Raw genomic sequence first — 13,259 nt, 5'->3', positions numbered from 1 at the left:
ACATCCTGATGAGCGGCCCTGACAGGGATCTGATGGATTACTGACGTGTTTTCAGCCAGTAAATGACTGGTTTTCTATTGGCAAAAAGGGAAGGTTGCGTTCTGAACATTCGCAGCTGAGAGCCTTCCGGGAACACGGAAACGGGGGCCGGCGAGAACTCGCCGGCCCCCGTCGGGGGACTGTATTGAGCCGTCGGTCAGGCGGCCTCGGGGGCGCTGGCGGCACCCGCCTGCCGCGCCCGCGGCAGCAGCTGCACCAGTGCCGCCACCAGGACGCAGAACCCGGCCTGGACCAGCAGGCTGGTGCCGAAGGCGTGGGCGTAGGAGTGGGCGTCGATCCGGTGCCCGGCCGCGCTGAAGAAGACCACGCCGATCACCGCGATGCCGATGGCGTTGCCCATCTCCTGGGCGGTGGAGAAGACACCCGACGCGGCGGCCGCGTGGTGCGGGGCCACCCCTTCCAGGACCAGCGAGGTGAGCGGGGCGACGACGAAGCCCATGCCGAACCCGCCGAGCACCATGGCCGGGATGCACCAGGCCACGGAACCGCTGCTGTCCAGGTGCCACACCGTCTCGGCCAGCGCCAGGTCACCCGCCGCCAGCAGCAGGGCGCCCAGGGCCAGCACCTGCTTGCCCAGCTTGGCCGCGGCCTTCGGCGCCTGCACCGAGCCGACGAAGAAGCCGAGGCCGAGCGGGATGAACAGCAGCCCGGACCGCAGCGCGGACTGGCCGCGGCCCTCCTGCAGATACAGCGCGAGGACCAGGAAGAAGGAGGCCATCGCGGCGAAGAACACCAGCAGGGAGACCACGCCCACACCGAACGCGCGGTCCTCGAAGAGGCTCGGGTTGACCAGCGGCGACCTGCCACGGGCCGCCTTGCGGCGCTGGGTGTACCAGAAGGCGGCCAGCAGCGGTACGGCGGCCACCAGGCACTCCCAGGTCCAGGTGGGCCAGCCCTGCTCGCGGCCCTCGACCAGCGGCAGCACGACGGCGGTGAGCCCGGCGGTCACCAGGACCACACCGGTCAGGTCGAGGCCCGTGTGGCCGTCGGCGCGGGACTCGGGCACCAGCTTCGGGGTCAGCAGCAGGACGACGGCGCCGATCGGCACGTTGATCAGGAAGATGGTCCGCCAGTCCCAGCCGAACACGTCCGCCTTGATCAGCAGGCCGCCGATCAGCTGCCCGAAGACGGCCGAGGCGCCGAGGGTGAGGCCGTAGGCGTTGAACGCGGCGACCCGGGCCTTGCCCGTGTACGTCGTGGTCAGGATGCCGAGGACCTGCGGGATCACCAGCGCCGCCGCGGCGCCCTGCACCGCGCGCGCCGCGATCAGCTCGCCCATGTTCGGCGCGATGCCGCAGGCCAGTGAGGCCAGCGTGAACAGGGCCAGGCCGATGGAGAAGATCCGCCGGCGGCCGTAGAGGTCGCCGAGCCGGCCGCCGGTGATCAGCATGGCCGACAGACCGATGTTGAACGTGGCGGCGACCAGCTGGATCTCGGCCGAGGTGGCGTGCATCCCCTGTTGCAGCGAGGGGATGGCCACGTTGACGATGAAGAAGTCGAGGTTGGTGATGAACAGGCCGGCCAGCACGACCAGAAGCGCGCCCCAGGCGGGTGCTCCGGCGGCCTCCTCGATGTCCGGTGGCGGTGCGGCCGAGGCCGCGCTGCCGGTCAGTTCCGCTTCGGTGGTCATGGACGACCCTCCCTAGGTCGTTTAGTGCTGGTCGATTGCGGGCCGCGCAGGTCCGCGACGCACTGCGGGGCGCGGGACAGCACCCGGAACACAGTCATCGGGTCACTGTCCCGCGCCCCGCTGACACGGCGCTGACGCGGTGTCCGGGCTCAGGGCCGGTACTAGCCCGCGGCCTTGGCCACGGTCCGCTGCAGTCGGTGCGCGAAGTGCGCGGTGACGGCCTGGGCGTGCGTGTCGATGTAGAAGTGGCCGCCCTCGTACTCGTTGTGGCCGAGGTAGGCGGGGGTGCGTCCGGCCCAGTGGGTCATGGCGTCCGGGGCCTCCTGCAGCGGGTCGCTGCGGCCGCCGTAGGAGGCGAGCGGGCAGGTGACGCCGGCGCCGTCGTCCTCGTAGTCCCCGGCGACCCTGAGGTCGGCGCGGAGGGCGGGCACGACGAGCGCGAGCATCTCGGGGTTGTCGTAGATCTCGGCCGGGAACGAGCCCAACTTCTTGATCCACTCGACCAGTTCGGGCTCCGGCATCCGGCTCTGCTCCTGAGTCGGCTGGAAGAAGCCGACGGGCGACCAGCCGGACATGCCGACCATCACCGGAGCCGGCCCGCCCTCCGCCTCCATCTTGATCGCCAGCCGGAACGCCAGCTGCGCGCCGAGGCAGTGGCCGAAGAAGGCGAACGGCCGCTCGTCCAGGTCGTTCAGGACCGCCTCGTGCAGGGCGTCGAGCAGCGGCCAGAAGTTCTCGTAGGTCGTCTCCTCCCGGCGGTTGTGGCGGCCGGGCAGGGTCACCGCCTGCGGCGCGATGTCCGGGGGCAGCAGGCTCTCCCAGTCGCGGTAGATGATGGCGCCGCTGCCCGCGTGGGGCAGCAGGAACAGCCGGATGGAGGCGTCGGGCGAGGGCTCCACGGGGTGGAACCAGTGCCCCTCGGTGGACATCTGGCTGCCGACGGTGCCGATGGCGGTGGTCACGACTGCGTACTCCCAACGGTGGTGGACGGGCCGAGGGCGCGTACTGCGGGCAGCAGCACCTCGGCGATCTCCTTCAACTGCGGCTCGGGGTCCAGGGATCCGATCCGTACGACCAGGTGCCGGGCACCGGCGCGGACGTAGCCGCCGAGCCACTCGGCGCACTTCTCGGCGCTGCCCCAGGCGTAGGCCTGGATGCTGCTCATCTGCTCCAGGGAGCGGCCGTAGTAGTGGCTGATGTAGTGCTCCAGTTCGGCCTTGGCCGCGCTCTCGCTGGCGTTGACCGTGACGGTGGCGTACAGCGCGGGGACGACCGCGTCGGCTCCCCGGCCCGCCTCCTCGGCGAGTTCGGCGATACGACGGCGGGCGCGTGCGTAGGCGTCGACGTCCGGGAGGAAGGGCAGCCAGCCGTCGTAGCGGGTCGCCACGCGGGCCAGGACCTTGGGGGTGTCGCTGCCGGCCAGCCAGAGCGGCGGGCCGCCCGGGACCGCGGGCGAGGGGAGCCGGTCCAGGTTCTCCGCCTGCCAGAACTTCCCCTGGAACTCGGCCGGTTCGCCCTCCTCGCCCGACCGCCACGCCGTCCGCCACAGGGCGGTGATCTCGTCCAGGCGGCCGACGCGGCCCTGGAAGGAGGCGCCGACCGAGGCGAACTCCTCCTCGGTCTCCGGCATGGGGAAGCCCGAACCGAGGCCGAGGATCAGCCGGTCGGCGGCGACATGGCTGAGGCTCGCGATCATGTTGGCGCCGATGAGGGGGTGGCGCAGGGCCGGGGTGAGGGCCGCGGTGCCGACCGCGATGCGCGTAGTCGCTGCCGCTGCGGCCGAGAGTACGACGAGGGGGTCCAGGCGGGGGCGCGCGGTGAGGGAGTCTCCGGCCCACAGGGAGTCGAAGCCGAGCGCTTCCGCGGTTTTGGCGAAGTCGAGCAACGGGGCTGCTGCGTAGGTGCCGTTGATGGCTTGCTCACGGGTGGGGAGCAGGATGCCGATCTGGAGAGGGGGCCGGCCGTCGTCTGCGGTCTGCGGGCCGGTGGGGGCTGGTCGCGCCCCGCGGCGGAGCCGCAAATCAGCAGAGCCCCGCGCCCCTTGGGAGTTGCTCTCTCCGGCGTTGGAAGGCATACGTCGATTTCCTTTCTCCGCTGTGGGTGTTGTCAGACGACCGTTGCCTTCAGTGCGTCCCTGGCCGACGCTGTCAGCTTCTCCCTCACCGCGCGGCGCAGGATCTTGCCCGACGGGTTACGCGGGAGGGACTCGGCGAAGTGGTACGTGCCCGGGATCTTGTAGTCGGCTATGCGGCCCCGTAGGGACAGCAGGAGTTCGCGTGGGGTGGCTGTCGAGCCGGGGCGGAGTACGACCACCGCGTGCACGCTCTCGCCCCAGCGGTCGTCGGGGAGGCCGACGACGGCCGCGTCGGCGACGGCCGGGTGCGCGGCGAGCGCCTTCTCGACCTCGGCCGGGTAGATGTTCTGCCCGGCGACGATGATCGTGTCGTTGATGCGGTCGCACAGGTGGAGATAGCCGTCCGCGTCGAGGTAGCCGGCGTCGCCCATGTGCAGCCACTCCCCCACCAGGGTGCGGGCGGTGGCCTCGGGCAGGTTCCAGTAGCCGAGCATCCGGGAGGGTGCGCGGACGCAGATCTGGCCGATGGCGCCGACGGGGAGGGTCTCGCCGTCGGGGCCGATCACCTTGACCTCGTTGCCGGGGCAGGGCCTGCCGACCGAGGTGAGGACCGTGCTGCCGGGGTGGTGCGCCTCGGGCGGGAGACAGACCGCGACGCTGCCGGTCTCGGTGCTGGCGTAGATCTGCGCGAACTCGCAGCGGTAGGTCTCCAGGCACTGCTTGAGCAGTGTCTCGGACATGGGGGCGGCACCGTAGGCGATCTTGCGCAGGGAGGCGAACGCCTCGGGGTCCGCGCCGCGTTCGGCCGCCATCGCCTGGAGCATGGCCGGGGCGGCGAAGGTGGTGGTGACCCCGTGCGCGCGGATGAGCCGTACCGCTTCCTGCGGGTCGAACTGCGGCATGATCACGTTCGTGCCGCCGGCGTTGAACGTGTGCAGGAACCAGCCGATGCCGGCCACACCGAAGCCCGGCAGGGAGATCAGGGCGACGTCCTCGGGCAGCCAGTCGATCCAGTCCACGCCCCGCTCGCGGCTCGCGTGCGGCAGCGTGAAGAAGCTGCGGTGGGCGAGGACCGCGCCCTTGGGCAGGCCGGTGGTGCCGCTGGTGTAGATCTGGATGACCGCGTCGTCCGGGCCGGTGCCGGGCGCGAGGTCGGTGTCGGGCTGGTCGGCGGCCCAGGCCGGCAGGCCCGCGCCGCGGGCGGGTTCGCCGTCGGCGTCGGTGCCGTCGACCCGGATCACCCTGCGCAGTCCGCGCAGCTGGTGGCGGACGGTGGCGACGGTGTCCCAGAACTCGTCGTCGACGAAGATCAGGGCCGCGCCGGAGTCACGCAGGATGTGGTCGACCTCGTGCGGGGTGAGCCGCCAGTTGACCGGCACCAGGACCGCGCCGGCCTTGGCGCAGGCGATCATCACCAGGTAGTAGTTGGCCGACTCGCGCCCCAGGTAGGCGACCCGGTCGCCGCGCCTGACCCCGCTGGTGTGCAGGGCGTGCGCGGCGCGGTTGCTGTCGCGGTGGAGCTTGTCGTAGGTGGTGACGCGGCCCTCGCAGATGATGGCCGGGTGGTCCGGGCGGCTTCCGGCGTGGGCCCGGGAGGAGTGGTGGAGCGTCCAGCGCTCCCTCGGTATGTCAGTCATGGTGGGTTCCCGTCCCTGGGGGGCGTCCCTGTCGAGGACGCCCCCCAGCTCTGTCACGCTGCCGGTACCGGAGCGAGCTGACCGTCGACGAACTGGGCCAGCGCACGGACCGTGGGGTGGTCGTGGGTGAGGGAGGCCGGCAGGGGCAGCCGGAACGTCTGCTCCAGTGCGGCCTTGACCTGCTGGGCCATCAGGGAGTCCAGGCCCAGCGACACGAACTCGGTGGACACGTCCAGCTCGTCGCCCTCCTCCAGGTGCAAGGCGGCGCCGACCTTCTCGCGGACCACGCCGGTGACGGCGGCCAGGCGTTCGGCCCCGGGCAGCGCGGTCAGTGCCGTGAGGTCGAGGCCGGTGCCGTCGTCGTCGGAGGTCTGCCGGGCGAGCCGGTCGTAGAACAGGTCGCCGGTGACGCTGCCCGCCACATAGCGGTCCCAGTCGAACTCGCCGACGATCCGCTGGGTGCGCGGCCGCCCCCACAGCCGGGCCAGGGTGTCCAGGGCCCGGGTCGGGGAGAAGAAGCGGACGCCGCTGCGTTCGATCTCCTGGCTGAGGTGCTCCTCCAGGCGGGCCGACATGCCGACCCGGGCCCAGGCGCCCCAGTTGACCGAGAGCCCCGGCACCCCGCGCCGGCTGCGCCACTCGGCGAGTGCGTCGAGCCCGGCGCTGGCGGCGGCGTAGTGGCCCTGGGTCGCGCCTCCGAGGACGGAGGCGATGGAGGAGTAGGTGACGAAGAACTCCAGCTCGGGGAAGGACTCCTCGGCCGCCTCGTGCAGCAGCCAGCCGCCGTACGCCTTCGCCGCCAGCTGGGCGTCGATCGACTCCCAGGTCAGCTCGGAGATCAGCTTCTTGTCGTAGGAGCCGGCCGCGTGCACGATCCCGCCGAGCGGGTACGGGCCCGCCGCGAGGTGCCGCACCAGGCGCTGGACGTCCTCCGAGCGGGAGATGTCGGCGCGTACGACATCGATCTCGGCGTCGGCGGCCAGGTCCGCGAGGACCGGTGAGGCCTCCTCGGTGGCCCGGCCGCTGCGGCTGACCAGGGTCAGGTGCCGGGCGCCGAGCGCGACCAGCTTGCGGGCGGTGACCAGGCCGAGGCCGCCGAGGCCGCCGGTGACCAGGTAGGTGCGGTCGGCGCGGAGTCCGGCCGGGCCCTCGTCGACCTGGTCGGTCTGCTCCTCGGCCGGGTCCTCGGGGAGCGTCACCCAGGCGCGTCCGGCAGGGTCGGACAGGGCGGTGCGCAGGGCCTCGCCGGTCTCGTCCAGCCGGAAGCGGGGCGCGCTGTCGTCGGAGCCGGTGGCGTGGACGACGGCCGACGCGGGCACGGTGAGCGTGGAGCGGAAGGTGCCGTCGTGCCGCACGAGGACCTCGTCGCCGGCCGCGAAGCCGGTGCCGTCGGCGGCGGCGAGGACCGTGCCGCGGGCCAACTGGCCGAGCAGCGGCGGCGGTTCCTCCACGCCTGCGTCTTCCTCCGCGCGTTCGGCGCGTCCGGTGTCCAGGGCGGTGCGGGCGTCCTCGGCGGTCAGGCCGACGGCGTGCACGCGGACCTGGACCTCCTCGGCCTCGGGCGCCCGCTCGGTGACCGAGGCCAGGGCCAGGTCGGACAGGTCACCGGAGTCGGGGGCGCGCAGTTCGAAGCCTCCGGTCCAGGTGAGGGTCGAGTCACCGGCGAGCAGCCGGCGCACATAGCGGCGGCCGGGGCGGTGGGCGATCTGGTACTCGCCGGGCGGCTCGCTGCGCCACTCGTCCGCGAGGGGGGCGAGGCCGCTGCCCGGTGCGAGGTCCACCAGGGTCGTCCGGTACTGCGGGTATTCGGTCAGCAGCACCCGGCCGAAGCCCCACAGAGTTGCGGCGCCGAGGTGCCCGCCGTCGCCGGCCGGGTCTCCGGGCAGCCACTGGGCGCCCTCGGTGACCAGCCACAGCCGGGGCGGCCGCGCGGCGCCGGAGGCGTCCAACGCGCCGACGAGGGTGAGGAGTTCGCGGTAGTTGTCCTCGCACTCCACGCGCAGCCGGCCGTCGGACATCGGCGCCGGGCGCTGCCGCCAGAGCCGGCAGACGTCGGTGACGGTGGGGTCCTCCAGGGCAGCCTTGAGGTCGGTGAGGTCGGGCAGCCAGGTGACCTTCAGACCGGGCTCGGCGGCGAGTTCGGCGGCGCGGACCGCGGACGGGTCGAGCAGGACGACGTGCCGGGCCGGTGCGTGCTCCTTGGCGGGCAGCGCCCGGCGCACCCAGTCGGGGCGGTGCAGGAACTGACGGCGGCCACCGCGGCCCTCGGGCCGGGCCATGCGGACGCCGAGCAGTTCGGCGACCGGATCGCCGTTCTCCAGCAGCAGCACGTCGGCCAGGCGCCGGTCCTGCTCACCGCGGACCCGGGCGAGGACGCGCAGGTTCTCGCCGCGCGGCTTGCGGAAGTGCCGTACGGAGGCGATCTCGCGCGGCACGAACACCGGGCCCTCGGGGTCGAGGACGACCAGGGCCTGTACGGCGGCCTCCAGCAGTTCCGCCGGGACGTGCTCGACGGCGGTGGCGTCGCGGCCCGTGAGCTCGCCGGTGACCAGGCCGTCGCCGTGCCGGGCGGCGCGCAGCAGCAGGCGCATCCTCGGGCCCTGCGGGCGGCCGACGGAGGCGAGGTCGGTGTAGATGTCCTCGTCGTCGATCTGCTGTCCGGCCGGGGCCAGCGTGGCGTCCAGCTCGGCCAGCTCGGAGACGGGGACCAGGGGTTCGCGTTCGGCGGCGACGACGGCGGTGGCGTGCAGGTTCTCCTCGCCGCCGACGACCGTGAACACCTCGACCTCGGCGCCGCCGTCCGGGCGCGGCCGCCAGCGGGTGGTCAGCGCGGTCACGGTCTCGGCGGGCAGCTCCAGCGGCGCGAGCAGCCTCAGGTCGCGGACGGCGGAGCGGGCGTGGCCCTGGACCGCGTCCTGCACGGCGAGCAGCAGGTCGACGTAGGCGCCGGCGGGCAGAACGGTACGGCCGCCGTCGGCGAGGTCGGCGAGTGCGCCGAGTTCCTCGGTGGTGAACTCCGCGTTGAACTCCCGCACTCCGCTGGCGAACCGCTCCTCGACGCCGAGCAGCAGGTGCCGGGCGGTGCCGTTCGCGGCCGCCCTGCGGGGCGTGGCGGTGGGCAGCCAGTAGCGCTTGCGCTGGAAGGCGTACGTCGGCAGGTCCACGCGTGCGGGCGCGGGGTGACCGGCGTGGTAGTCGGTCCAGGAGACGCCGAGGCCTGCCGCGTAGTAGTCGGCGAGTGCGGTGAGGGTGGTCGTGGTGGTGGTGTCGCGGCGGCGCAGGCTGGCCAGCCACAGGTGGTCCTCGACGGTGATCCCGCGCCGGGCGAGCGCGGTGAGCCCGGCCTGCGGGCCGACCTCGATCAGGGCGTGCCGGCCGCGCTTGGCGACGGCCCGGATGCCGTCGAGGAAGCGAACGGGTTCGCCGATGTGCCGCACCCAGTAGTCGGGGTCGCCGATCTCGCGGAACCGGGCGAGGCGTCCGGTGACGTTGGAGATGAGGCTGATCTTCGGCTCGTGGAAGGTGATGCCGTCGAGGGCGGCGCGGAAGTCGTCGTAGACCTCGGCCATCAGCGGGGAGTGGAAGGCGTGCGAGACCTTGAGGCGGTCGACGCGGACGCCCCTGTCCTTCAGGATGCCCACGACCTCGTCCAGCGCGGCGGTGGCACCGGAGATCACCGTCTGGTCGGGGGCGTTGACCCCGGCCAGGGCCAGGTCGGCGCGGCCCTCCAGCAGGGGGGCGACCTCCTCGACGGGGGCGGCGACGGCGGCCATGCCGCCCTCGGTGCGCACGGCCTGCATCAGCCGGGCCCGGGCGGCGACCAGCGTGACCGCGTCGGCCAGGCTGAACAGGCCGGCCACGGCGGCGGCGACGACCTCGCCGATACTGTGCCCGATGAGTACGTTCGGGCGCACGCCCCAGGCCATCCACTGCTGGGCGAGGGCGTACTCCAGGGTGAACAGGGCGGGCTGGGTGTACTCGGTGCGGTCGATCGCCTCGGGGTCGGCGGCGGTGCCGAGCAGCAGCTCGCGCACCGAGCGGCCGAGGTGCTCGGCGAACAGCCGGTCGCACGCGTCGACCTGGGCGCGGAAGACGGGGAGGGCCGCGTAGAGGGCGGCGCCCATGCCGGCGTACTGGGAGCCCTGGCCGGTGAACATGAACGCGGTCTTGCGGATGCCGGAGGGCCCCTCGTGCTCGGCCTCGGCGGCCTCGTCCAGGAGCCGGGCGAGCGCGGCGCGGTCGGCGACGGGGGCGGCGACGCGGTAGGGGTGGTGGGTACGGGTGGTGTTGGCGCTGTGGCAGAGCGCCGACAGGGGCTGCTCCTCGACCAACTTCCGGTATTCAGCGGCGAGTTCGCGCAGGGCGCCGGCGTTCTTCGCGGACAGGGTGAACACCGGTGCGGCCCCGCCCTCGCACAGCTGCTCGGTCGGCTCGGGGGCCTGCTCCAGCACGACCGCGCCGATGGTCCCGGCGAAGCCGAAGCTGTTGACGACCGCGCGCCGGACCTCGGCTTCCCAGGGCTCGCAGGCCGTCGGGACGCGGACCGGGTAGAGGTCCCAGGGGATGCGTCCCGAGGGGGTGTTGAGGTTGATGTGCGGGTAGATCGTGCCCGCGCGCAGCTGCAGGACGGTCTTGATGACGCCGACGATGCCGGAGGCGGGCTCCATGTGACCGAAGTTGGTCTTCACCGAACCGACCAGCACCGGCCGGTCCTTGGTGTGGGAGTCGACGAACACGTCGCCGATGGCGCCGAACTCGATGGGGTCGCCGAGCGGGGTGCCGGTGCCGTGCGCCTCGACGTACTGGATGTCCTCGGGCGCGAGGTGGGCGGCGGCCAGCGCGCTGCGGATGACCTTCTCCTGGGCGGGGCCGTTGGGCACGGTCAGACCGGCGCTGTCGCCGTCCTGGCCGACGGCGGTGCCGCGCACCAGGGCGAGGATCCGGTCGCCGTCACGCTCGGCGTCGGCCAGCCGCTTGAGGACGACGATGCCGCAGCCCTCGGCGCGCGCGTAGCCGTCGGCGGCCTCGTCGAAAGTCTTGCACTGCCCGTCCGGGGAGAGCATCTGCGCGTTGGAGAACATCACCGGGATGCGCGGGTGGTGCAGGGCGTTGACGCCGCCGCACAGCGCGATGTCGCTCTCGCCGGCGCGCAGTGCCTGCACCGCGAGGTGCAGCGCGACCAGGGAGGACGAGCAGGCGGTGTCGACGCTCATGCTCGGGCCGCGCCAGCCGAGGAAGTAGGAGAGGCGGCCGGACAGCGGGAACATGGTGATGCCGGACGCCAGATGGCCGTCCAGCTCCTCGTAGGGCAGCGAGTCCAGTTCGAGTGCGTAGTCGATGGAGCTGGCCCCGATGTACACGCCGCCGTTGCCGCGGCGCAGCGGCGCCGGGTCGATGCCCGCGTGCTCCAGGGCCTGCCAGGCGGTCTCCAGCAGCAGCCGCTGCTGGGGGTCCATGTACCGGGCCTCCTTCGGGGAGATGTTGAAGAAGCCGGCGTCGAACAGGTCGATGCGGTCCAGGAACCCGCCGGCCGAGGCGCGGATCTTGCCCTTGTCGTCGGGGCCCTCGGGCGTGAACGCGTCGACGTCCCAGCGGTCCCGGGGGATCGGGCCGATTCCGCTGCGGCCCTCCCGCAGGAAGGCGTCGAACTCGTCGGGCGAGCCGCTGCCGCCGGGGAACCGCAGACCGATTCCGACGATCGCGACCGGCTCGGGCGCCTGCTCTGATTCCGTACGCGGCATGGAGCGACTCCTCAAGCTTCCTGGATGGCCTGGGTCAGGTGGTCCACGAGGTGGGCGATCGTCGGCTCGTTGAAGAGCACGTTGACGTTGATCGACAGGTCCAGGAGCTGCTCCAGGCTCTGTCGTATCTCGGTCAGCCGCAGCGAGGTGAGGCCGAGATCGAAATAGCTGACGTCGAGGGGGAGATCCTCGGAATCGTCCATGAGAAGTACTGCCTTGAATTTCACCAGGACGATTGACTCGATTTCTTCGGCGAGTTCACTGCGCGGCAGATCGCGCAACCGCTGGATCGTGCTGTCGACAGGTGGCATGCGGCCATGCAAGCAAGGCCGGCTGACGCCCCGCTGACAGCCCGGAGAGCGCTCCCCGTGGCTTGATCGGCGCGGTCAGTCACGTGTCAGCGCGGGGTCAGATTCCGCTGTCAGGCTCGCATTGCTTCAAGAAATCCACACGCCATATCCGAAAGGCTGAAGATGCTTCGCGAAGCCGCGCAGGAGGAGAGTGCTGAGGCACCTTCCGGATTGAAGAGTTACGACCTCTACATCGCGGGCAAGGACGTCGCCGGGGACGGGTGGGTCTACACCGTCAGCGGGCGCTCCCTGCTGGAAGACGTTTTCACGAGCGTCAGCCTGAAGCGCTCGCTCGAACAGGACCCCGAATCCGACGCGGCCAAGCACCCCTATGTCGTCGGGCGCTGCGCGATCGCGGACGACTCCGCCATCGACCTGGCCACCCAGGCGGCCGCCGCGGCCGCCCCCGACTGGGCGGCCGTACCACTGGAGCGGCGGATGCAGCTGGGCACCCGCTTCCGCGAGGAACTGATCAAGCACCAGGACGAGTTCCTGCGCATGCTGGTCGCCGAGTCCCACCCCGTGAAGCTGGCCCGCTGGGAGCTGAGCTGCCTGCTGCAGATCTACGCCCCGGGCTCCCTGCGCTGGTACCTGAAGCAGATGCGGGTCGAGAAGGAGTACAACGGCCGCAAGCTGATCCTGCACCGCCAGCCGGACGGCGTGGTCGCCTTCAACCCGCCGCAGAACGCCCCGCTGCCGAGCACCGCCCTGTGCGTACTGGCGCTCATGGCCGGCAACGCCGTGGTGGTGCGGGCGCCCCGCAGCATCGCGCTGTCCACCATGTGGCTGCTGCGCGACATCGTCGCCCCGCTGCTGGAGGAGATCGACGCGCCGGCCGGTGTGCTCAACGCGGTGTGCTCCAACCCGAAGCAGACCATGGACCGCTGGATCGCCGACCCGCTGATCAACGACATCTTCTACATCGGCGGCAGCCAGGAGGGCCTGCGCTTCGAGCAGAGTTGCGTGGCCCACGGCAAGAAGCCGATCCTCGAACTCGCCGGCAACGACGGCATCGTGGTGTGGAAGGACGCCGACGTGAAGTGGGCGGCCGAGGCCATCACCGAGTCGTTCTACGGCTCCGGGCAGATCTGCATGGTGCCCAACTACGTGCTGGTCCACCCCGAGATCGCCGAGGCGCTGATCGCGGAGGTCAAGGAGCAGGTCAAGGGCATCAGGCCGGGCCTGCCCGAGGAGGAGGACGTGCTGCTGTCGCCGGTGCGGCGCAGCGAGCGCTTCTTCCGGCTGCTGCGGCAGGCGATGGACAACGGCGCCGAGCTGGTCACCGGCGGCCACCGCACCGAGGTCGACGGCACGGTCTCCGACACGGGTGTCTTCCTGCAGCCGACGGTGGTGCGGGTGGACGGCCTGGACCGGGCCCGGACCTACGACGTGGTCCGCGAGGAGACGTTCTTCCCGCTGATCCCGATCGTGGTCGCCGAACGCGACAACGACGACGCCCTGCTCGAGGCTTTCCTGCAGTTCGTCAACAGCAACGCCTACGGGCTGCGCAACTCCCTGTGGTCGCGCTCGGACCACGTCATCGAGACCTTCGTGCGCCGCGTGGTCAACGGCGGCCTGCTCAAGGTCAACGACTCCCACATCGGCTTCCTGCCGTACCTGCCGAGCCACGGCGGCACCGGCCGCACCGGCGGCGCCTTCGGCGAGGCCAACTACCCGATGCTCAAGACCTCCCACGTCCAGGGAGTCAGCATCGCCCGCGACGTGAGCCCGTACGACGCGGTCTTCGGCGCCTGACCACACCCAGTC

Annotated in this window: 7 protein-coding genes; 1 reads left to right on the top strand and 6 read right to left on the bottom strand. The window is 71.9% G+C overall.

Annotated features, from left to right (window positions below):
- Positions 1-196 precede the first annotated feature (196 nt).
- The 6 genes from ACFY3C_RS24655 to ACFY3C_RS24630 form a co-directional block, all read right to left on the bottom strand.
- On the bottom strand, positions 197-1,690 hold the full coding sequence (locus tag ACFY3C_RS24655; RefSeq protein WP_390772250.1) for an MFS transporter: 1,494 nt from the start codon (positions 1,688-1,690) through the stop codon (positions 197-199).
- Between the two features lie 161 nt (positions 1,691-1,851).
- Positions 1,852-2,619, bottom strand: a complete 768-nt coding sequence (locus tag ACFY3C_RS24650; protein WP_386575948.1) for a thioesterase II family protein — start codon at positions 2,617-2,619, stop codon at positions 1,852-1,854.
- 29 nt (positions 2,620-2,648) lie between these two features.
- On the bottom strand, positions 2,649-3,764 hold the full coding sequence (locus ACFY3C_RS24645) for an LLM class flavin-dependent oxidoreductase (protein ID WP_390772249.1): 1,116 nt from the start codon (positions 3,762-3,764) through the stop codon (positions 2,649-2,651).
- Between the two features lie 32 nt (positions 3,765-3,796).
- A complete protein-coding gene (locus ACFY3C_RS24640; RefSeq protein ID WP_390772248.1) occupies positions 3,797-5,401 on the bottom strand; it encodes a long-chain-fatty-acid--CoA ligase in 1,605 nt (534 codons plus the stop codon).
- Between the two features lie 53 nt (positions 5,402-5,454).
- Positions 5,455-11,142 (bottom strand): SDR family oxidoreductase, encoded by a 5,688-nt coding sequence (locus tag ACFY3C_RS24635; protein ID WP_390772247.1) that lies wholly within the window; start codon positions 11,140-11,142, stop codon positions 5,455-5,457.
- 11 nt (positions 11,143-11,153) lie between these two features.
- Positions 11,154-11,453 (bottom strand): acyl carrier protein, encoded by a 300-nt coding sequence (locus tag ACFY3C_RS24630; protein ID WP_145884114.1) that lies wholly within the window; start codon positions 11,451-11,453, stop codon positions 11,154-11,156.
- A gap of 162 nt (positions 11,454-11,615) precedes the next feature.
- Here ACFY3C_RS24630 and ACFY3C_RS24625 point away from each other — a divergent pair, with 162 nt between their 5' ends.
- Complete coding sequence (locus ACFY3C_RS24625; RefSeq protein WP_390772246.1) at positions 11,616-13,247, top strand: aldehyde dehydrogenase family protein; 1,632 nt, start codon at positions 11,616-11,618, stop codon at positions 13,245-13,247.
- Positions 13,248-13,259: the final 12 nt, after the last annotated feature.

Origin of the sequence: Streptomyces sp. NPDC001410 (assembly GCF_042895235.1) — a bacterium.
Classification (GTDB): domain Bacteria; phylum Actinomycetota; class Actinomycetes; order Streptomycetales; family Streptomycetaceae; genus Streptomyces.
This window is presented reverse-complemented; position numbering and strand designations above follow the sequence as displayed.

What these genes read in the sequence shown, in the direction of transcription:
- ACFY3C_RS24655 (WP_390772250.1), bottom strand. Translation starts at nt 1,690, where the DNA reads ATGACCACCGAAGCGGAACTGACCGGCAGCGCGGCCTCGGCCGCACCG.
- ACFY3C_RS24650 (WP_386575948.1), bottom strand. Translation starts at nt 2,619, where the DNA reads ATGTCCACCGAGGGGCACTGGTTCCACCCCGTGGAGCCCTCGCCCGAC.
- ACFY3C_RS24645 (WP_390772249.1), bottom strand. Translation starts at nt 3,764, where the DNA reads ATGCCTTCCAACGCCGGAGAGAGCAACTCCCAAGGGGCGCGGGGCTCT.
- ACFY3C_RS24640 (WP_390772248.1), bottom strand. Translation starts at nt 5,401, where the DNA reads ATGACTGACATACCGAGGGAGCGCTGGACGCTCCACCACTCCTCCCGG.
- ACFY3C_RS24635 (WP_390772247.1), bottom strand. Translation starts at nt 11,142, where the DNA reads ATGCCGCGTACGGAATCAGAGCAGGCGCCCGAGCCGGTCGCGATCGTC.
- ACFY3C_RS24630 (WP_145884114.1), bottom strand. Translation starts at nt 11,453, where the DNA reads ATGCCACCTGTCGACAGCACGATCCAGCGGTTGCGCGATCTGCCGCGC.
- ACFY3C_RS24625 (WP_390772246.1), top strand. Translation starts at nt 11,616, where the DNA reads ATGCTTCGCGAAGCCGCGCAGGAGGAGAGTGCTGAGGCACCTTCCGGA.